The sequence below is a fragment of the Gottfriedia sp. NPDC058432 genome (assembly GCF_042721555.1).
GTDB lineage: Bacteria > Bacillota > Bacilli > Bacillales > Bacillaceae_G > Gottfriedia.
In genome coordinates this window covers 47,447-68,868 of sequence record NZ_JBHXLC010000027.1, presented here as the reverse complement: position 1 = coordinate 68,868, position 21,422 = coordinate 47,447, and the positions used below count along the sequence as shown (strand labels likewise).

Genomic DNA, 21,422 nt, shown 5'->3' with positions numbered 1-21,422 from the left:
CGTTTGCCCTTTTTTTGCCATAAAAAACACCCCTTAAATTCAATGTTGCCCAACGGAGGGTTTTTTCAACATCTACTTTAAGGGGTGCAGTCTAAGTATCCCAGGTTTTTTTTACGATCTATTAAGCGATTGCTGCATCTAAAGCAATAACAATCATGTCATTGAAAGTAGTTTGTCTTTCTTGAGCAGATGTTTCTTCACCAGTGAAGATATGATCACTTACAGTTAAGACAGTAAGTGCATCTACATTATGTTTCGCTGCGAGTGTATATAATGCAGAAGTTTCCATTTCTACAGCAAGAACTCCGTAATCACCTAATTTTTGATACATGTCCATACTATCTCGGTAGAAAATATCTGAAGTTAAAATATTACCTACTTTAACATTTAACCCTTTATTCACTGCTCCATCATATGCTTTCTTTAATAAATCAAAGCTAGCACATGGAGAATAATCGAAACCAGGGAATGTTTGACGATTCATATTTGAATCTGTACAAGTCGTCATCGCAATAATGACATCACGAAGTTTTACATCCTTTTGAAGTCCACCACATGTACCAACGCGAATCAAAGTTTTTACACCATAACTACTAATCAGTTCATTTACATAAATACCAATTGAAGGTATTCCCATTCCAGTACCTTGAACGGAAATTCTTTGGCCTTTATATGTACCAGTAAAACCAAGCATTCCACGAACATCATTATAGCAAACAACATCCTCTAAAAATGTTTCTGCGATATATTTAGCTCTTAATGGGTCACCAGGTAATAAAATTTTATCAGCAATTGCACCTTGTTCGGCACCAATATGTATACTCATTTAATGATCCTCCTTAAAACTGTAGGTAAATAGCCCATCGATTATCAGTATGATAGTTTCTACATTTAAATAAAAAACATTCTTATTTGTATCGCTACTTAAAGGAAAAAGTAAGATGGACGTAGTACATAATAAATATAGAAATATTCATAGACAAAATTAACCAATACAGATAATTTATGGCGAATTTTAATTATTGCACAGGTGATAAGATAATGAAAGAGTTTACAATTAGAAATTCAGCTTTCTTGAAATAACTAAAAATTATTTAACTATTTAAGGGAGAATGATCTATGAAATTTCGTTTTATTGCAGCTCTATGTATAGCTATATTAATTATTCTATTAATTAGCAATCGCTTAGTTAATCATAGTATATTATCAAGTGGTAGCCAGGTTAGCCACATTAAAGTTGAAAAGGTAAAATGGAATCTTACGACTAAAAAAACCTCACAAGAAGTAATCGTATCTTCTAGAACTTTGAATGTGTTACAACGTGAAAAAATTAGACTATTTATTACGACAGATCAATTAAATTCTTATAAAGTCATTGAACCTGTATATAATGGAGATAATCAATTTACATTCAAGTATTCCTTTAAGAAAGACACTCCATATTATGTTAGTCTATTTTTAAATAATCAAACGCTTGATACAAAGATTTTCCAAAAACAAAAGGACAAAACTGATGAAGTATTTCCGACAGCAATTTTAACGAAAAAGACAGATGATTACAGAGTTTCGCTACTTTATACTTCAATTCTTCCAAAAACTAAGAGTAAAATTACATTTGATTTTGATCAGTTTAAAAAACGTTCCAAATTTACAGATCAGCAATTTTATATTATGAATGAAGAAGGTACATATTTTAAGCTAATTAGGAATCCTAATAATCATTCAAAAGTAAACTATGAACTTGATTTACCTGAAGCAGGTATGTATAAAATATTTTATGAATTTAAATTAAATGATGATCAAAAATCATTTGATTTTATTTTAGACGTAAAAGACAAAGACAGCTAAGGAGTAGGAAATGCACAATATATTAATGAATTCAAAAGTATTAGTTTTTGATTTAGATGGTACTTTGTATGATGGTACTGAGCACTATGATTACTATGCTAAATTACTAGCTAATGAAATAAGTCCAGAAAAGCGTGATTCTTTTTTAAGGGATTATCAAAAAATAAAAGATTATGACCATGCATTAACAATTGGAAAAATTTATGACTCTGAAAATGATTTAATCATATCATTAGATCCAATTACATTGATGCCGATTCAAGTATTCACTTGGGAAGGGCAGCTACTATCTAAAGATGAACTTCCAGCGGATTATATTGAAAAAATTAATTATGAATTACCTTTTATTCCAGTAGGAGATGGTTGGTGGATTCCTTTAGTAGCAAGCTATCACTACGGTGCAAAGGATGTATTTCACTGTTATGATAAAACAAAAGAGTATATGGCTACAAAAGAGTTTAGTATTCCTTATATAAAAGGTTTAAAAGAGGCTTTAGAAAAAGTTAAGGATTCTAAAAAATTAGTATTGTTAACAAACTCTGATCGCGAAGATGTAACTAGATTATTGAAGTTACTTAATTTAAACGAATTATTTCATCTGGAAATTACGGATGGAAAGAAGCCGTTAGAAACCGAAAACCATTTTAAAAGTATAATGAATAAGTTCAATGTTATGCCAAATGAAATTGTGTCGATCGGTGATAATTTTATTAATGAAATTTCTCCTGCTTTAAAATTAGGTATGCATGGAGTATACATTACAAATCAAACGACTATGCAAGTTAGTGATTCCCTATTAGTTGTAAAAAAACTAGAGGAAGTATTTGAGTAAATTTAAAAACTGTAAGCGAAAATTGCTTACAGTTTTTTCTTGTGCATTTTTAATGATAGTGGGCTGATCTTTATCATCGATTTGAATTACAATTCCAATTTGAAGTATACTCTATTTTCCAACTTAATTTTATGGGCATCATACATACTTTTGAATTTGCTATGAGAAAATAATGTTAGGAGGAAGTGGGAATGAACAAAAATCGAAAACGATACTCTCTCATATTTTCTATCTTTATTTTTTTTACTGCTTTTTTTAGTCATAACATAAATAGTGAAGCAAGAACTACAAATTACGGCTATATTACTCACCCATTATTAATTTATTTTTTTGATGTAGGTCAAGGAGATAGCATGGTTATGATTTTACCAAATGGTAAAACAGTACTGATCGATGGAGGAGACGTTGAACATGGTGGAGTCGTTATAAAAAAACTTAGACGACTACATATAAATGCGATCGATCTATTAGTCAGTACACATCCAGATATTGATCATATTGGTGGGTTATTAAAAGTGATGAATAGTGTTAAGATAACAAAAATCCTAGATAGTGGGAAAAAATATAATTCACATTCTTATTATTTATATAAGAAAGAAGCATATCAGAAGAGTATTCCAATTAGTATTGCAAAGCTAGATGAAAAAATAATGCTTGACCCCAATGTAGATATCACAGTTTTAAATAGCGGGAAAAAATCGTATACGAATAATAATAGTTCAATCGTATTGAAAGTTAAGTATGCTGACATTTCAATTCTATTAACCGGAGATATTGAAAGAAAAGCCGAACAAAGATTAATTAAAAATGAGAATATCAATGCTCAAGTACTAAAAATTCCGCATCATGGATCATCAACATCAACTTCAGAAGCGTTTTTATTTGCTGTAAATCCTACAGTCGCAATCCTTTCATATGATAAATTTAACTTATTTGGTCATCCACATCGGTCAGTAATGAAGCGGTTAAATCACCTAGGAATTAAACAATTTACAACAGACCAATTCGGAGATATCGAATTAGCAACAAATGGTCATAAATTATATATCGAAAAAGAAGAAGTATTGGTAGATCCATGAAGGACAAGAACCAATACTTCTACTTTTTTAGCGGTATAAGGGATTTAAAGAATATACAATGCCGTCATTATTTGTGACGTTTTTGTTAATTGCTTATAAGTAGTATAGACAACTAGGGGTATATATCATAAAATAGTTATGAAGAAATCAAGGTACTTATAAATGAATGTGAATGATGATTAAGTAAACACTACTTTCTATATTGGAGTATTGGCGAAGACTTCTTAAGCAAAGGAAAGAGGAGAGTAAATGAAATCAATTATTAATGTAAAAATTTACACAGGTACAGAAGTAATTGAAACTGGTTATATTCGATACGATGAAAAAATTTCTTCTGTTGGTCATATGAATAGTTACGAAAATGAAGGTGAAGAAATAATTGATGGAAAAGGAACAGTTATTATTCCTGGAATGATTGATATCCATATACATGGAGCATATGATGTCGATGCAATGGATGCTGATCCAAATTCAATGGTAACTATGAGTAAAGAAATGATGAAGGAAGGGGTAACAACTTTCTTCCCAACTACAATGACACAATCCAAAGAAAATATTAAAAATGCTTTAAAATCTTTAAAAGAGGCTAAAAAGCTCGGTGCTCATTTTGAATATATTCATTTAGAAGGACCGTTTGTTAATAAAAATAAAGCTGGTGCACAACCATTAGAATACATTATTAACCCTGAGGTTGAACTATTTAAAGAATGGCAAGAAGCTTCTGGAGGACTAATCAAATTAGTTACTTATGCGCCAGAGGTTGAAGGTGCAAAAGAATTAGAAAAAGAGCTAGAGCGGACTAATGTAGTTGGTACAGTAGGTCACTCTGATGCGATCAGATCAGATTTTGAAGGTAGAAATATTTTCCACGCTACACATTTGTATAACCAAATGAGACCAATGCATCATCGTGAAGCAGGAACAGTTGGACATGTATTACTTGATGACCGAGTAATGGTCGAAATGATACCTGATGGAATTCATATTCATCCTGATATGGTAAAACTTGCTTATCGCCTAAAAGGTGCTAAAAAAATAAGTGTTATTACTGATGCGATGAGAGCAAAAGGGTTAGAGGACGGCAAATATGAATTAGGTGGACAACCTGTATTTGTAAAGAATAAAAGTGCAAGATTAGAAGACGGAACGCTTGCAGGTAGTATTTTAAAAATGGATGATGCATTCAGAAACATTATGGCATTTACTGGCTGTAGTCCTGAAGAAGCAGTACAAATGACATCAATAAACCAAGCTGAAGAATTTGGTCTTAAACATAAAGGCGCATTAGAAGCAGGTAAAGACGCTGATTTTGTGCAAATGACTCCTGATTTCTTCGTTATTGATACAACTAGACAAGGTAAAAATATAGATGAGGTGACTTTATGAACGTAATCGTAGTAAAAAATGCAGAAGAAATTTCAAAAGTAGCATATGAAAAAATGGTAAAGGCATTTGAAGGGAAAGCAGAATTCACATTAGGATTAGCGACAGGTGGATCTCCCCTAGGTATTTATGAACTTTTCCGTATCCATAAACCAGATGTGTCAAACGTCATTACGGTAAATCTTGATGAATATGTAGGTCTTGCAGAAGATGATCAAACAAGCTACCACACTTATATGGCAGAACAACTTTTTAACCACTTAAATTTTAAAGAAAACCATTTACCAAATGGAAATACAAAAGATTTAGAAGAAGCTTGTAAAAATTATGAAGAATTACTACAAAAGCATCCTGTAGATTTACAATTATTAGGAATAGGTGAGAATGGTCATATTGCTTTTAATGAGCCAGGTACACCATTTGATACACCTACTCATATTGTAGAGCTTACAGAATCAACTCGTAACGCAAATAAAATTTATTTTGAGAACGAAGAAGATGTCCCTACACATGCAGTAACTATGGGAATTGGTTCAATTATGAGAGCTAAAGAAATCATTTTAGTAGCTTCAGGCAGCAAAAAGGCTGAAGCAGTTAAAGAAATGTTAAATGGAAAATTAGATATTAATTGTCCTGCTACTGCACTACAAAACCACAATAACGTAACAATTGTTGTTGATGAAGAAGCATACTCACTTTGTAATAAATAATGTTAAAACTAGATAAAAATTCACCGTTACCGATTTATTTTCAAATACAAGAGATTTTAAAGCTAAAAATTAACTCAGGAGAATGGAAACCTGGTGAGCGAATTCCCTCTGAGCAAACATTGAGTGAGATGTTAAATGTAAGCAGAATGACAATAAGACAAGCATTAAACAATCTTGTAAAAGAATCATTAATAAGTCGGAAACGTGGAATTGGTACATTTGTATCTGTAAAAGATGGAATTGAAGTTGAAGAATCACTAAAATCATTAAGGAGTTTTTCTGAGGATATTACATCTATAGGATTGACCCCTACTAATAAACTACTTGGCTTTTCAACGATCGAAGCTGATGAATATTTAGCGGAAGTATTATCAATTGAAAGTGGATCTGAAATTTTTAAAATTGAAAGATGTCGTTTAGCAAATGATCATCCCATTGCAATCGAAACAACTTATCTACCAAAAAAATTAGTAAATCGAATTGATGAAAAAGCATTGAATCATTCTTTATATGAATATTTTGAAGTTACATTAGGTTATTCAATTCAAAAAGCTACAAAATGGATTAAAGCATCTTTAATGACAGAAAAAGATTCATTAATTCTTGAAGTAGCGGAGGATTCTCCTGCATTAGAACTACATCAAGTTACGTTTATTAATGAGGGTATACCACTTGAATATGTAAGCTGTATTTACCGAGCTGATCGCTATCGTTTTACAATTGATATTGACCGTTAAAAAGGGTGCTTATTTAAGCACTCTTTTTTCAAAGAAAAAGGGTGCTCAAATTAGCACCCATTCATTTTATTTAATTTGTAAAACAATTTTAACTGCTTCGGCTACAGAAGGTACGATATACGAAGCATATTTCTTAACTGCATCGTCAGCATTTTCCATTGCAAAGCTATTAGGAGTTAGTTCAAACATTGAGATATCGTTGTATGCATCACCGATACAAGCAATTTCATCCGGTTTAATTCCTAATTTTTCGATTAGTATTTGAATTGCTGAACCTTTACTTACGTTAACTGGAACGATATCTAAACAATTTTTAGCAGAAATAAAGGAAGTTACAAATTCAGGTAGTTCTTTTTGTAATTCTTTTTGTAGCTCAAGTAAGTCTTCATCTTCACCTAAAACTACATATTTTTTTGGTGTAATCGTTTTACCTAAATCGGTTTTTAGTGTTTTTAATTCAACTGCATTCATGCTAGAGTTCTTTTCAATTTCTCTAACTAAATCGGTTTTCTCTTCGATATAGTATGTTGAATTATCAGCTACGTAGATTAAAAATTTATCGTTTGATATCATTTCGTAAACTTGATCGATTACACTTGGATGGAATGTTGCATCTAACAGTGCTTCGCCATCATTTGAATAAATATAAGTTCCATTCATACTAATACGGTGAAAATTACCTTCTAAGTTTTCCATAATTTTTACGATTTCATAATCTAAACGACCGGAAGCAAAGCATAATAAAACACCACGATCTAAAAGGTTTTTTAATGCTTCAACATCATGTTCAAATAGTTGACCTTGGTGAAACATTGTCCCATCTAGGTCACTAACAAATAACTTAATCATTTTTCTTAACACCTACTCAATTTATATTTATACTTTTATATTCTATCCTACTATAATAGATTATCAAAAAAATATGATTAATTTATGAAACTTAAACCGTGTTTTAACTTTTTCAGAAAAATTATGTTATGATATAAAAGCGATTTTTTAAACTTGGGGGTGATAAAAAAAATGTCAGAGATGTCAGTATGCTATACAATCAAAAAAGTTCTTAATAATAATGTTTTAATAGCGAAAAATCCCGATCATACCGAAGTAGTTTTGTTGGGTAAGGGCATCGGTTTTAATAAAACTAGAGGAGATTTAATTTCCGAAGGTGTAGTAGAAAAAATGTTTATCTTAAAAGATGAACAAAAACAAAAACAATATAAATCATTAATCAACTTTATGGATGAAAAATTAATGGGTACGCTGCAGCAGGCGATTTATTTAATTTCTGAAAGAACAGGATGTACTTTAAATGAGCAAATTCATATCGGGTTAACAGACCACTTAATATTTGCGATCAAGCGTATTAGAGAAGGCTATAATGTTGATAATCCTTTCTTACAAGAAACGAAAGCAATGTATCCAGAGTATTTTAAAATTGCACAAGAAGTTATTGATTTGATAAATAAAGAAATAGATATAAATTTACCGATCGAAGAAGTAGGGTTTGTAACTCTTCATATCGTTAGTAATTTATCAATGGAAGTTGTATCGGATGTAAATAAGTTCTCTCAGATCATTAAAGATTTAGTCATCTATATAGAAGAATATTTACAAATTGAAATTGATAAAGAAAGTATTCATTATTCAAGATTAGTTCGTCATTTGCGATTTTTAATTGATCGTATATTTCATGGTAATTCATCTGAAGAGTCACCAGCTTTGGGCATAATCTTAAAAAAGGAATACCCTGTATGCTATGATTTAGCATGGAAAATTTTAAAGTCAATCCAAGCTTCATTAAATAAAAAAGCAAGTGAAGCTGAAGTAATATACTTAACCTTACACTTAGAACGACTTGTTCAGAGTAAAATTAATAAATAATTTAAGAAGCCTAAATAGAAATTTGGCGCTTTTTTAACATAATAAATAAAAAAATTTAAAAAATGGGTAATTTGGCTTGAAATTTTTAAATTCTATAGATATAATGAAAGCGAAATCATATAAAAACATAATTGAATATTGTACACATTAAACGTGTTACTGATTCGATCAGGCATGAGTTGAAAAAATGTGAATTATTATACTTGGGTAGGGGAAACTATATCCAGGATACAATAATTTCATTTTTTCTGCTCATGCCTTTTTTGTTTGGATAAAAGGAGGAAGACAATGTTTAAGAAAATCTTTGGAGTGTTACAAAAAGTTGGTAAAGCGCTAATGCTTCCTGTTGCAATTTTACCAGCTGCTGGTTTGTTACTTGCATTCGGTAATGCATTTCAAAATCCACAAACATTAAAGTATTTACCGTTTCTTGACGCGCACTGGTTCCAACTAGTAGCGAAAGTTATGGAACAATCTGGTGACATCATTTTTAGTAATCTGTCATTATTATTCGCAGTAGGTGTTGCCGTAGGTTTAGCAGGAGGAGAAGGTGTTGCAGGTTTAGCTGCAATCGTTGGATTCCTGATTATGAACAAAACAATGAGTGTGTTCAAAGATGTTGGACAATATGTTGTTTTAGATAAAACATTAAATATTGCCAAATTTGATGATCCATCATTTGCTTATGTATTAGGGATTCCTACACTGCAAACCGGTGTATTTGGTGGTATTATAGTCGGTATTTTAGCTGCTTGGGCTTACAATAAATATTATGAAATTGATTTGCCATCATACTTAGGTTTCTTTGCAGGTAAACGATTTGTACCGATTGCTACAGCGGCGTTTTCAGTTTTACTTGGTATTTTAATGTGCTTTATTTGGCCGCCAATTCAGCACGGTTTAAACTCATTCTCACATAATATGATTGATGCGAATTTAACATTATCCGCATTCGTATTTGGTGTCATTGAGCGTTCATTAATTCCATTTGGTTTACACCATATTTTCTATGCACCTTTCTGGTTTGAGTTTGGTTCATATACTGATAAAACAGGTATGGTTGTACACGGTGACCAAAAAATCTTCTTCGCTCAATTGAAAGATGGAGTAAAATTAACTGCTGGTACATTCATGGTAGGTAAATTCCCATTCATGATGTTTGGTCTACCTGCTGCTGCTCTAGCAATGTATCATGAAGCAAAACCTGAAAATAAAAAAATCGCTGGTGGTATTTTAGCATCAGCAGCATTAACTTCATTCTTAACAGGTATTACAGAGCCAATCGAATTCTCATTCTTATTTGTTGCTCCAGTATTATTTGGAATTCACGCAATCTTTGCTGGTTTATCATTTATGATCATGCAATTACTAAATGTTAAAATTGGTATGACTTTCTCAGGTGGTCTAATAGACTACTTATTATTCGGAGTTCTACCGAATAGAACTGGCTGGTGGTGGGTAATCATCGTTGGTCTAGCATTAGCAGTGATCTACTACTTCGGTTTCCGATTTGCAATTAGAAAATGGGATTTAAAAACTCCAGGTCGTGAAGATGCAAAAGCTGAAGATACTACAAGTAATACTCCAGCTAATGAATTACCATATGAAATTTTACAAGCTTTAGGTGGAAAAAGTAATATTTCTTCATTAGATGCATGTATCACACGATTACGTGTACAAGTTAATGCAAAAGATGAAGTAAATAAAGATCGTTTAAAAGCATTAGGTGCCGCTGGAGTTCTTGAAGTTGGAAATAATATTCAAGCAATTTTTGGACCTAAATCAGATACATTAAAATCACAAATTAAAGACATTATGACTGGAAAAACACCAGTTGTTAGTCAAGATGCACATAAAGAAACAGCTTCAGCAGTAGATACTACTATTGAAGAAGCTATTATTAATCCAATTGAAGGGGAAATTATCCCAATTACAGAAGTACCAGATCAAGTATTTTCTGGAAAAATGATGGGTGATGGCTTTGCAATTATTCCTTCAGAAGGTACAGTTGTATCTCCAGTTGATGGCGAAATTGTAAATGTATTCCCAACAAAACATGCAATTGGTATCTTATCAAATGGTGGAAAAGAAATTTTAATCCATATTGGAATCGATACGGTAAAACTAAATGGTGAAGGCTTTGAAGTACTGGTATCACAAGGTGAGAAAGTAACAAAAGGTCAACAATTAGTTAAAATTGATTTACACTTTATTCGTGAAAATGCACCTTCTACAATTACACCTGTTGTATTTACAAACTTAGCTGAAGGACAACAAGTTGTAATCGAAAAACCAGGTAAGCAATCAAAAGGTGAAGTAGGCATCATTAAGATTAAATAATTCTAATTAAATAGACGAAAAATGTTTGTTTTTAAAAGGGGTAGTATAGTTGACACTATGCACCCCTTTTAATAGAATATTTATAGTAGGCCAAACGTCTATACCAAAAATGTAGATTTAATCACAAAGGAGATAAATTATTATGGAAAAGACTTTTAAAGTAACAGCTGATTCTGGAATCCACGCACGTCCAGCAACATTATTAGTAAACGTAGCAGGTAAATTTAATTCTGATATCAATCTTGAGTACAATGGTAAAACAGTTAACTTAAAATCAATCATGGGTGTAATGTCTTTAGGAATTCAACAAGGAACTGAGATCAAAATTAGTGCTAACGGTGAAGATGCAGAGCAAGCTCTAGCTGCAATCGAAGATACAATGAAAAAAGAAGGTTTAGGCGAATAATGTCTTTACATATCAAAGGTATTGCCGCTTCTAGTGGAATTGCAATTGCAAAAGCATTTCGCTTAGAAAATCCTGAATTAAACATTGTTAAAAAACAAATTTCAGATATCGATGCTGAAATTGCTAAACTTGACAATGCAATTCAAGTTTCTAACACTGAATTAGAAAAAATTCGTGATCATGCGAATGCTGAACTTGGTGAAGATAAAGCTGCAATCTTTTCTGCGCACATCTTAGTTTTAAATGATCCAGAGCTAGTTAACCCAGTTAAAGATAAAATTAAGTCTGAAAGTGTAAACGCTGATTTTGCTATGAATGAAGTTGCTTCAATGTTCGTTCAAATGTTTGAAAGCATGGATAATGAATATATGAAGGAACGTGCTGCAGATATCCGCGATGTTACGAAACGTGTAATGGCGCATCTTTTAGGTGTTACCATTTCTAACCCTGCCAATATTACTGAAGAAGTAATCATTATTGCAGAAGATTTAACACCATCTGATACAGCGCAATTAAACCGTAAATATGCTTTAGGTTTTACAACTGATATTGGTGGTCGTACATCTCACTCAGCGATCATGGCTCGTTCTCTTGAAATACCTGCTGTTGTAGGGACAAAAGAAGTGACAAGTAAAATCGAAAATGGCGTAATGGTCATTGTAGATGGATTAGATGGTCATGTAATAGTAGATCCTTCTAATGAAGAATTAGAAGAGTATAAAGCTAAAAAAGAAAAATTCGAGCTTCAAAAAGTTGAATGGGCTAAGCTGAAAAATGAGCCAACTGTTACAAAAGATGGACATCATGTTGAGTTAGTAGCTAATATTGGTACACCAAATGATGTAGAAGGCGTTATCAATAATGGTGGTGAAGGTGTTGGCCTTTACCGTACTGAGTTCCTATATATGGGACGCGATAACTTCCCATCAGAAGAAGAGCAGTTTGAATCTTATAAATCAGTTCTTGAAAGTATGGGTGACAAACCGGTAGTAGTAAGAACACTAGATATCGGTGGAGATAAAGAATTATCTTATTTACACTTACCAAAAGAAATGAACCCATTCTTAGGATACAGAGCGATTCGTTTATGTTTAGATCAGAAGGACATATTCCGTACTCAATTACGCGCATTACTTCGTGCTAGTGTTTATGGTAATTTAAAAATTATGTTCCCGATGATTGCAACTTTAGATGAATTTAGAGCTGCAAAGGCTGTTTTATTAGAAGAAAAAGAACAGTTAATAAAAGAAAATGTTCAAGTCTCAGACAATATTGAAATTGGTATGATGGTTGAAATCCCTGCTTCTGCTGTTCTAGCAGATGTATTTGCTAAGGAAGTTGATTTCTTTAGTATTGGGACAAACGATTTAATCCAATATACAATGGCTGCAGACCGTATGAATGAACAGGTTGCATATTTATATCAACCATATAACCCATCTATTTTAAGATTAGTTAAAATGGTAATCGATGCTGCAAATAAAGAAGGTAAATGGGCTGGAATGTGTGGAGAGATGGCTGGAGATGCATTAGCTATTCCTTTACTTGTTGGATTAGGCTTACATGAATTCTCTATGAGTGCTACTTCAATCCTACCTGCTCGTAGTCAAATGGCTAAACTTTCTAAAGCTGAGATGGAATTATTAGCTGAAAAAGCTTTATCTATGTCTACAGCTGAAGAAGTTGTTAATTTAGTAAATAGCATCTAAAATAAAACAACAGGGAAACCTGTTGTTTTATTTTTAGGATTTATATATATATTCAGTAACAAACCGAATCGAAAAGTTCCTACTGTTGACAAATTCGCTTCTTTAATTTAGTGTATGTTTAAATTATTAAACGAATAAGATTATTTTTGGATAATAAAAGTAGGTGGAAGATTTGAGTAAAGAAGCAATTGAAGTATTTAGAGAATGTATTCCCTTGTTCCAAGCGTTAAGCGATCCTTATAGACAGGATATCATTTTAATGTTATCAGAAGGTGCAGCGCTAACTGTTAATGAAATTACAGAAAAAACTTCATTATCTAGACCTGCTATATCACATCATTTAAAGATATTACGTGATAATCAATTAGTTCAAATTGAGCAAAAAGGCACTCATAGATATTATTCATTAGCAATTGATTCTTCTCTAGAATTACTTAAGAAATTAATCATAACTGTTGAACAACATTGTTAATGAATCGTAATGACATAAAAGGGACTCCGACTATTGTCAGAATCCCTTTTACTTTTCATGTACTATTAAATCCAAATAGACATTTCTTTTGCAGAAAAACGTTTAGTAGGATGTCCAGGTACTTTTTCTTTACCAATGGCAACCAACATCGTTGGAATATAGCGATCATCAGTTAAGAAAGTTTCTTTAAATGCTTGTTCGTTAAATCCACCGATTGCACAAGTGTTCCAACCTTTTGCAGATGCAGCCATTATTAATTGCATACCAGCAAGAGAAGAATTCAAAATACCTTGTTCGCGATTACGTTGCTCTGTTGCATAAGCATTTTCAACATTGGCTTTTAATTTGTCTTTTGCTTCTTGTTTCATAAAACCAGCTTCCACTGCAGGTCCGAAAACTAAGTCAACATTTTTTGCTGATTGTGTATCGGCTAATACAGCAATTACACATGAAGCATCTTTAATCTGACCTTGGTTATATGCAACAGGTAATAATTTACCTTGTGCGTTTTCACCATGGAATACAACGAATTTCCAATGTTGTAAATTCCAAGCAGATGGTGCAGTCATTGCAGCATCAAGAAGCTCAGTAATTTCACTGCTACTGATTTCAGTAGAAGAGTCGAATACTCGAGTAGAGTTTCGTTCTTTAATCATTTCAAAAAATTGTTCATTTTTCATATGAAATACCTCCAAATATTAGGTGCATTAGTTACATTTTTATGTACTTATTTAATATAGATAGTTCCATTATTAGAGTCAACAAATTAGTGTTGAAATAACCTAAATTTAATTTGAATAAGGTTTAGTTTACTTATTTTTTTATAAGAATAGCTCATGCTTTTTTATTAATAATTTTTATGGTAATTTTATTTGTGGATATTAAATGAGGAGTGTGTAAAATGGAAGCAATTAATTTAAAAGATTTACAAGTTGGATTTATCGGAATTGGCGTTATGGGTAAAAGTATGGCAAAGCATTTAATCAATGCAGGTGCAAAATTACATATTTATAACCGTACAAAAGAAAAAGCAAATGAATTAATTGATTTAGGTGCTACTTGGTATGATACACCTAAAGAATTAGCACCAAATTGTCAGGTTATTTGTACGATGGTCGGTTATCCAAGTGACTTAGAAGAAGTATATTTTGGCGATAATGGGATCATCCAATCGGCTTCAAAAGGGACGACTTTTATCGACTTTACAACTTCGACACCAACTTTAGCAAAAAAAATTGATGAACTAACGAAATCAGTAGGTATGTCATCATTAGATGCACCTGTGTCAGGTGGGGATTTAGGGGCAAGAGAAGCTAGATTAGCGATTATGGTTGGTGGAGAAGAAGAAACTTTTCATAAAATGTCCACATTATTTGATGTTTTAGGAAAAAATATTGCTTATCATGGAAATGCTGGTAGTGGACAACATGTAAAAATGTGTAATCAGATTGCAATAGCTTCAGGTATGTTAGGAGTTTGTGAGGCGCTTGCATATGCTTCATCAGCAGGATTAGACGGTGAAAAAGTATTAGGAAGTATTTCTACTGGTGCAGCAGGTAGTTGGTCATTATCTAATTTAGCACCTCGTGTATTAAGAGGCGATTTCGAGCCAGGATTCTATATTAAACATTTTATAAAAGATATGGGAATCGCAATTGAAGAAGCGGAAAAGATGGAATTAAATCTACCAGGACTTTTACTTGCAAAAAAATGCTACGATGAACTGTCTAAAAATGGTTTAGATGAAAAAGGAACGCAAGCACTTTATACTTTATACGATCCGTCTCACCACATTCAATAATTTAATGAATAGAGGTTAACAAGTGCAGAATTTTCAACTTGCAAAGTTTTATCAACGATTAAGTGCGTTTTTATTCGATACGTTTATTGTTTCAGTAGCCTATGGGATCATTATCGCTATTATTACAATGAATCCTGAGAAGATATTAAGTCGTTTTAATTCTACATCAGGAAATTCAACGGTCGATTTAATCGTTATTTCAATTATTATGATCATATTATTTGTAGTTGTTCCACAATTTAATAAAGGGATGACATTTGGTCAAAGATTTTTAGCTATTAAAATGATAAAAGATAACTATGAAGAAACAACAATGATCCTATTTTTCATTCGTTTTATCTTTATCGCAGCAATATCAGTTCTACTTTTAGGTGTACCATTAATAGCTAATGTCTATTTAATGTTATTTAGAAAAGATCATAAAACAATTCAAGATTTGTTATTCAAAACAAGAGTAATACAAGCTAGATAAAAAAAGCAGGGAAGGATTAAGAAATCCACCCCTGCTTTTTTATTTCCGTAATTTAACTTTTAATTTCTAAGACTAGTTACAAACTCTTCTAATCGATCACACGCAAGTTCTAGTTCCTTCATTGAATAAGCGTAAGATAGTCGAATATATGAATCTCCATATTCAGAAAAAGCTTCTCCTGGAATGACGGCCAGATTATGTTTTTCTACTAGATTTAGTGCGAATTCCATGGAAGGCATATTGAATTCTTTAATTGAAGGGAATAAATAAAATGCACCTTCTGGCTTAATACAAGGTAGCCCCATCTTTTCTAATCGATCAATCATATAATTACGTCTTATTTTATATTCCTTTGCCATTTCGATCGGAGAATCAATGCAATCAGTTAATGCTGTAATTGCTGCATATTGAGAGATTGATGTAGCGCATGATACGTTATACTGATGCACTTTTAAGATTTCCTGAGCTAAATAAGCAGGCGCATAGATAAAACCAATTCTCCAACCAGTCATAGAATGTGATTTACTAAGACCGTTTATGACAATTGTCTTTTCTCTCATTCCAGGGAAACTGGCAATAGAAGTATGAGTAGTATCATATGTCAGTTCACTATAGATTTCATCAGATAAAATGAATAGATCTTTCTGAGATAAATAGTTAGCTAAATTCTCAAGTTCCTCTTTCGTTAATGTGACACCTGTTGGGTTATTTGGATAAGGTAAAACAATACAGCGTGTTTTTTCAGTAATCTGTTCTTCTAATAATTCAGGCGTTATTTTAAAACCACTAGTAGATGTATCTACAAATACTGGTTTTGCACCACATGTTTGAATAATTGGTGCATAGCCAGGATAGATTGGTGCTGGAAGAATAACCTCACAATCATCGTTAAGAATTGTTCTAAATGTAACGTCGAGTGCTTGACTAGCTCCTACTGTAACAATTACTTCGTTCGTTGGATCATAGGATAAAGAATATTTTTTCTGTAAAAAATTAGAAGCAGCATTTCTAAGTGCAGGCAGTCCTGCATTAGGGGTATAAACTGTTTGATTTTGATTAATTGCATGAATAGCAGCTTCTTTAATAGGTGCTGGAGTTGGAAAATCAGGTTGACCCAATGTCAATGCAATGACATTGTCATATTTTTCAATTTTTTGGGCAAATTTTCTAATACCAGAGATTTGAATTTCTTTTACACTTTCGTTTATAAATCTGTTCATTTTATATCCCTCAACTTATTATTTTTATATTAAAATTAAAACTTTTTAATCGAACTATTCAATGAAATTTCCTTCATTTTACCATATAATAAAAAAAGTATTTAGTAGTGAAATAATTTGATTGACTAAAGAAGGTGAGTAAAAACTTGTTACAAGTAATCGGAATAACTAAAAATAAAGTTATCGATCGTAATATAACGATTGCAGATGCTAAATCAAATAATTACCTATGGTACTGGGTAGATATTAATGAACCGACCGAAGATGAGATTCAACTTTTATCAACTGAATTTAATTTTCATCCTTTAGCGATTGAAGATTGTTTGGAATATGTACAACGACCTAAACTTGACTACTATGAAGGATATCATTTTTTAATTTTGCACGAATTAAATAAATTAGACTTAGATGAAACGGAATTGGATATTTTTGTAAGTGATCATTATGTTATCACCTTTCATATACATAAAAGTCCGATTGTACAACTAGTTTTAGATAATATAATGTCAGATCGTCGAGCTTCGAAGAGTCCACTTCATTTAACTCATCGAATTATTGATGAGCTTGTAGATAGTTATTTTCCATTAATTTATCGTTTGGAGGATGAACTATCAGACCTAGAAATTGATCCATTAAGGAAACAAGTAGATAATGCTGTAGAAAGATTATATGATACTAAATCGGATTTATCGAAATTAAGAAGAACGATTTTACCAACGCGTGATTTATTATATCGAATCCTTAACTCGAATCGATTTAAAGATATATCTGAACATCGAATTTATTTTGAAGATATACACGATCATTTAATGAAGCTTTCGGATATGATTGAGACGAATCGAGATTTAGCTTCTGATATTCGAGAAAGCTATTTTTCATTAAGCTCAGAAAAAATGAATAATATTATGAAAACATTAACAATCATATCATCTTTCTTTTTACCACTAACGTTTATCGTAGGTTTATATGGAATGAATTTCCACTATATGCCAGAATTAACATGGAAATATGGTTACTTATTTATCTTAATTTTAATGGGATTTGTTACGATCATAATGTACATATTTTTTAAAAGAAAAGGTTGGTTTTAAGTCGTTAAGCGCTTAAGCTTGACGACTTTTCTTATATTTTAGAATACTTTGTAATAATGTGACGTTCTATGTAGAAATGTTTTTTTCGAATTTTTTGTATTAATAATTAGAAGTTTAAATAACTATGTTATAATTTGTTGAAAGAAGGGGTGGGGGACACTTTAATGCTGCAATTAAAAGATTTATTAATTCAATTTGCAATCATAATCATTCCGGTCTTTTTATACGAAATGTTCTGGCTTAGTAGATACCACAATACAAGCCCGAAACAAAATAGAATATTAGTTGGATTGCTAACTTTTTTTAATATTTTTATTTGCTTGCTTTACCCAATTCACATTAGTAAAAGCATGGCTATTACTTTTAGTATTTTATTAATCTATTCATCTATTTTATATGGTGGAAGATTGATCGGAACGATTATTATTTTAACGAAAGCAGTTTTTGTGTATTTGCTATATGGTTTAGCATCTTTGAAATCTTTACCTTTTGAATTGATTTCGTGTATTTTACCATTTATTGTTTCACCACATTGGGTTAGTTTTTCTAAACGAAAGAAATTTGCTTTAAGTATACTAATGCCAATTTTATTTTCGTTCAGTATGATCTGTTTGCTTTATTATGAAGCAACGGTAAATGGTATTAAAGAGTACCAATCAGATCAAACAATTTTTTCGGCGTGCATATTTTTTACTGTTTTAACAATTACAATGCTGTTTCATGTTTATTTACGAGAGTTTCTATTTGAAAATGCTGAAATTCGTGTTCAAATGCAGAAATCGGAGAAATTAAATATGGTGAGTGAACTTGCGGCGAGTGTAGCTCATGAAGTTAGAAATCCATTAACAGTTGTAAGGGGTTTCATTCAGTTGATTGAGAATCAAGAAAGTGGAACGAATAGGGAGTATATGAAACTTGTATTAGCTGAACTAGACCGAGCAGAAAATATCATTTCGGATTATTTAAACTTAGCTAGACCTCAAATTGAAGAAAAGAAAATAATCAATATGACAGAGCAATTGAATGAAGTAACAACATTAATGTCGAGTTACGCCTCACTGCAAGGTGCTTTCTTACAAGTAAATGTAAATGAGGATATGTATACTGTCGGAGATCGAGCTAAGCTTAAACAAGCAATCATTAATGTTCTAAAAAATGGCGTAGAAGCTATAAAGGACACGAAAGGTTATATTAAGATTGAAGCTAATATAGAGAAAGAAAGAGATCGAGAGTACATACGAATTGTTGTTAAAGATAATGGAGTAGGTATGTCAAAAGCACAATTGGACCGGTTAGGACAACCTTTTTATTCTTTAAAAGAAAAAGGAACAGGTCTTGGACTAATGGTTACCTTTAGTATCATTGAAGCCCATAAGGGAACGATTGAGTATTTAAGTGAAGAGGGAAAAGGTACTGAAGTTCATATTGTGTTACCAGCATACCATCAAGAACAGAGTGAAGAGATCCAAATGAAAGAATAAAGAGAAGGGAAATTGGAAATTTCCCTTCTCTTTTCAAACTAATTATCTTTAAATTTAATGTTCGTGAATAGTGATAAGTGCTAAATAATAAACAAATTATTTTGCTGACTTAGGTTTAAAAAAGAGTGATTTAATTGCATTCTTCCAGTCTCTTTCTTTTGAGGCAGCTACCATCTTTTTTGTTTCCTGTAATTCTCTAATCATCCTCATTAATTGAGCATCTCGACCAGATTCTTTTGATTTAATTTCTTCAAACATTTGCTCTAATTTTTCATCTTTTTCTTCAATTACTGTTGCTAACCCTTGAAGCTCTTCACTTTTTTCTTCAACTGAATATAATATTTTTTCTAACTTTTGATCCTTCTCCAAGTTTTGATTAATTAATGTTTGATTTTGAGTTAGAATTTGTTCATTTTGATATGCTAGATTCGTAATTTGAGACATAAATTCTTCAAACATAATTTGATTAGAATTTGTCGGTACAAAAGTAGTGACATTTTCTTTTGAAACAATAGGTTCAGTTACTGATCCATTTAACTTCGAAAGAACTACTTCATCAGGTAGTTTTTTATTTTCCTCAAGTACTTGTTCAACAGTCATTTCTTCAAAACGATATTCTTGGACTACTTCAACCTCAGTGTTTTGATCTGTTTGCTCATTTAATGCACCAGATACTGTAACTTGCTCTTCTTTTTGTAAAGATTGATCTGTTACATCTTCTTCAATTATTTCGAATTGTGATACGGACTCTTCAAACTTCTCAGTATCATGTGAAATAGATTGCTCCATTACGATTTCATCAATTGTTTCTAGTTGTGAAAGTGATTTTTCTAAATGATTTGTATCTTGTGAAGTTATTTGGCTTATCTCTGCTACTTCGATTGTTTCTTCTTGGGATACAGACACTTCTAAAGGTGTTTCTTCTTGTAATAGTGAATGATGGATTAATTCCGAATCAATTGTTTCAATTTGGGAAACTGCTACTTCAACTATTTCATTCTTTTCTACTTCAATTAGTTCTGAGTCATACTTCATGTCAAAATTTTTATGTATGTTAATTTCTAGAGGAATATTCGGGGTGTTATTTGGATTGATTTCAGTAATTTTTTCTGTAATTTCATTCTCAATTGAAGGTGTTTCAATTACATGAGCTTCAGATTGACTTTGAACTGATTGGTTATTTAAAGCATATTCAACTGATCGTAGAAGATTTTCATTCTGTTGGTACTCTTTAATAATCATTTGAAATAATTCGAAATCGTTTTGATTATAGATTCTAGTATCTTGGTTCTTTGTAAAATGATATTCTTTCTTTTCTAATTCCTTACTAATCTCTCTTACACGAGATTTACCTATTTTTAATTTCTTTGAAATGTCTTTACTTGTAAAAATTACTGACATTTGATATCCTCCTGAAAAATGTGTGTTTTTAGAACATTCAATACAAAGTTAAAATTTTCCTACCTAATCTTCTTAAAATAATTCTACAATGTATAACAAAGTCCATATGTTTACTACAATTAAAATCAATATATGAGGAAAAATAGTGAAAAATAGAAAATATTACTTAAAAAATAGCATAAATTCGACTCAAAATTAGAGAGTGAAACAATGTTTAATCACTCTCAAACCAAATCTTTAAATTTGTAATCTAATCTATCAAAAAGTAGACATAAAGTAATCTATTGATCTGAATTTGTCTGCTTATTTGTTTTTTCTAATCCTGCTTCTTGAAGTACAGCCTTTTGAGCTTGTCCTTTTTTACCTAAATAATTATGCTTAGCACCGAAGTATAAAATAAAAAGGAATGAAATTATATTAATTACAGCATCAATTTGTTCATTATTTAAGAATTTAAACCCAAAAGAATTTAGTAACAATTGAAGTGCAAATAAGAACCCAGCAACATAACGAATAATATCTTGTAAGTTATTTTTACCGAACAGATCAATCACCCCCT

At 31.6% G+C, this 21,422-nt stretch carries 21 protein-coding genes; 15 read left to right on the top strand and 6 right to left on the bottom strand.

What is annotated here, in order from left to right; translation table 11 throughout:
* Positions 1–121: 121 nt before the first annotated feature.
* Positions 122–826: a purine-nucleoside phosphorylase gene (gene deoD / locus ACFWM3_RS20875; RefSeq protein WP_390312798.1), complete on the bottom strand. Its 705-nt coding sequence runs from the start codon at positions 824–826 to the stop codon at positions 122–124.
* Positions 827–1,119: 293 nt separating this feature from the next.
* Between deoD and ACFWM3_RS20870 the strand changes: the two genes are divergently transcribed.
* From ACFWM3_RS20870 to ACFWM3_RS20845, 6 genes are all read left to right on the top strand, one after another.
* On the top strand, positions 1,120–1,848 hold the full coding sequence (locus tag ACFWM3_RS20870) for a hypothetical protein (protein WP_390312797.1): 729 nt from the start codon (positions 1,120–1,122) through the stop codon (positions 1,846–1,848).
* Between the two features lie 10 nt (positions 1,849–1,858).
* Positions 1,859–2,680, top strand: a complete 822-nt coding sequence (locus tag ACFWM3_RS20865) for an HAD family hydrolase (protein ID WP_390312796.1) — start codon at positions 1,859–1,861, stop codon at positions 2,678–2,680.
* 191 nt (positions 2,681–2,871) lie between these two features.
* The gene (locus tag ACFWM3_RS20860; RefSeq protein WP_390312795.1) at positions 2,872–3,759 is read left to right on the top strand and encodes a ComEC/Rec2 family competence protein; all 888 of its coding nucleotides are present in this window, start codon (positions 2,872–2,874) and stop codon (positions 3,757–3,759) included.
* A gap of 249 nt (positions 3,760–4,008) precedes the next feature.
* Positions 4,009–5,145: an N-acetylglucosamine-6-phosphate deacetylase gene (nagA, locus tag ACFWM3_RS20855; protein WP_056474160.1), complete on the top strand. Its 1,137-nt coding sequence runs from the start codon at positions 4,009–4,011 to the stop codon at positions 5,143–5,145.
* Positions 5,142–5,852, top strand: coding sequence for a glucosamine-6-phosphate deaminase (gene nagB, locus ACFWM3_RS20850; RefSeq protein WP_056474162.1), 711 nt, complete (start codon positions 5,142–5,144; stop codon positions 5,850–5,852). Before nagA ends, nagB begins: the two co-directional genes overlap by 4 nt.
* A complete protein-coding gene (locus tag ACFWM3_RS20845; RefSeq protein ID WP_056474164.1) occupies positions 5,852–6,589 on the top strand; it encodes a GntR family transcriptional regulator in 738 nt (245 codons plus the stop codon). Before nagB ends, ACFWM3_RS20845 begins: the two co-directional genes overlap by 1 nt.
* Before the next feature lie 66 nt (positions 6,590–6,655).
* Here ACFWM3_RS20845 and ACFWM3_RS20840 read toward each other — a convergent pair whose 3' ends face one another.
* Entirely contained in the window at positions 6,656–7,438 is a 783-nt protein-coding gene (locus ACFWM3_RS20840; protein WP_390312793.1) for a Cof-type HAD-IIB family hydrolase, read from the bottom strand.
* Between the two features lie 180 nt (positions 7,439–7,618).
* Between ACFWM3_RS20840 and glcT the strand changes: the two genes are divergently transcribed.
* The 5 genes from glcT to ACFWM3_RS20815 all read left to right on the top strand — a co-directional run bounded on the left by glcT (position 7,619) and on the right by ACFWM3_RS20815 (position 13,397).
* Positions 7,619–8,470 carry a glucose PTS transporter transcription antiterminator GlcT gene (gene glcT / locus ACFWM3_RS20835; RefSeq protein ID WP_097976180.1) on the top strand — a complete coding sequence of 284 codons (852 nt, stop codon included), beginning with the start codon at positions 7,619–7,621 and terminating at the stop codon, positions 8,468–8,470.
* A 288-nt stretch (positions 8,471–8,758) separates the two neighbouring features.
* A complete protein-coding gene (gene ptsG / locus ACFWM3_RS20830) occupies positions 8,759–10,810 on the top strand; it encodes a glucose-specific PTS transporter subunit IIBC (protein WP_056474170.1) in 2,052 nt (683 codons plus the stop codon).
* Positions 10,811–10,952: 142 nt separating this feature from the next.
* Positions 10,953–11,216 (top strand): phosphocarrier protein HPr, encoded by a 264-nt coding sequence (locus tag ACFWM3_RS20825; protein ID WP_056474173.1) that lies wholly within the window; start codon positions 10,953–10,955, stop codon positions 11,214–11,216.
* Positions 11,216–12,925 (top strand): phosphoenolpyruvate--protein phosphotransferase, encoded by a 1,710-nt coding sequence (gene ptsP, locus ACFWM3_RS20820; RefSeq protein ID WP_390312792.1) that lies wholly within the window; start codon positions 11,216–11,218, stop codon positions 12,923–12,925. Before ACFWM3_RS20825 ends, ptsP begins: the two co-directional genes overlap by 1 nt.
* Positions 12,926–13,097: 172 nt before the next feature.
* Positions 13,098–13,397 carry an ArsR/SmtB family transcription factor gene (locus ACFWM3_RS20815; protein WP_056474180.1) on the top strand — a complete coding sequence of 100 codons (300 nt, stop codon included), beginning with the start codon at positions 13,098–13,100 and terminating at the stop codon, positions 13,395–13,397.
* 65 nt (positions 13,398–13,462) lie between these two features.
* Here ACFWM3_RS20815 and ACFWM3_RS20810 read toward each other — a convergent pair whose 3' ends face one another.
* Positions 13,463–14,077 (bottom strand): nitroreductase family protein, encoded by a 615-nt coding sequence (locus tag ACFWM3_RS20810; protein WP_056474182.1) that lies wholly within the window; start codon positions 14,075–14,077, stop codon positions 13,463–13,465.
* Between the two features lie 230 nt (positions 14,078–14,307).
* On the opposite strand from ACFWM3_RS20810, the gene ACFWM3_RS20805 reads away from it, so the two are divergent.
* Positions 14,308–15,198, top strand: coding sequence for an NAD(P)-dependent oxidoreductase (locus ACFWM3_RS20805; protein WP_156339721.1), 891 nt, complete (start codon positions 14,308–14,310; stop codon positions 15,196–15,198).
* A gap of 22 nt (positions 15,199–15,220) precedes the next feature.
* The gene (locus tag ACFWM3_RS20800; RefSeq protein WP_387361291.1) at positions 15,221–15,670 is read left to right on the top strand and encodes an RDD family protein; all 450 of its coding nucleotides are present in this window, start codon (positions 15,221–15,223) and stop codon (positions 15,668–15,670) included.
* A gap of 59 nt (positions 15,671–15,729) precedes the next feature.
* Here the strand turns inward: ACFWM3_RS20800 and ACFWM3_RS20795 are convergent, their stop codons facing one another.
* The gene (locus ACFWM3_RS20795) at positions 15,730–16,890 is read right to left on the bottom strand and encodes an aminotransferase A (RefSeq protein ID WP_390312791.1); all 1,161 of its coding nucleotides are present in this window, start codon (positions 16,888–16,890) and stop codon (positions 15,730–15,732) included.
* 146 nt (positions 16,891–17,036) lie between these two features.
* Here ACFWM3_RS20795 and corA point away from each other — a divergent pair, with 146 nt between their 5' ends.
* Together corA and ACFWM3_RS20785 are read left to right on the top strand one after the other, a co-directional pair.
* A complete protein-coding gene (corA, locus tag ACFWM3_RS20790) occupies positions 17,037–17,981 on the top strand; it encodes a magnesium/cobalt transporter CorA (RefSeq protein ID WP_056474196.1) in 945 nt (314 codons plus the stop codon).
* Positions 17,982–18,145: 164 nt separating this feature from the next.
* Positions 18,146–19,462, top strand: a complete 1,317-nt coding sequence (locus ACFWM3_RS20785) for an ATP-binding protein (protein WP_390312790.1) — start codon at positions 18,146–18,148, stop codon at positions 19,460–19,462.
* Between the two features lie 96 nt (positions 19,463–19,558).
* Here ACFWM3_RS20785 and ACFWM3_RS20780 read toward each other — a convergent pair whose 3' ends face one another.
* Together ACFWM3_RS20780 and ACFWM3_RS20775 are read right to left on the bottom strand one after the other, a co-directional pair.
* Positions 19,559–20,863, bottom strand: a complete 1,305-nt coding sequence (locus tag ACFWM3_RS20780) for a DUF3967 domain-containing protein (RefSeq protein ID WP_056474203.1) — start codon at positions 20,861–20,863, stop codon at positions 19,559–19,561.
* A gap of 281 nt (positions 20,864–21,144) precedes the next feature.
* A complete protein-coding gene (locus ACFWM3_RS20775; RefSeq protein ID WP_056474275.1) occupies positions 21,145–21,408 on the bottom strand; it encodes a phage holin in 264 nt (87 codons plus the stop codon).
* Between the last annotated feature and the right edge of the window lie 14 nt (positions 21,409–21,422).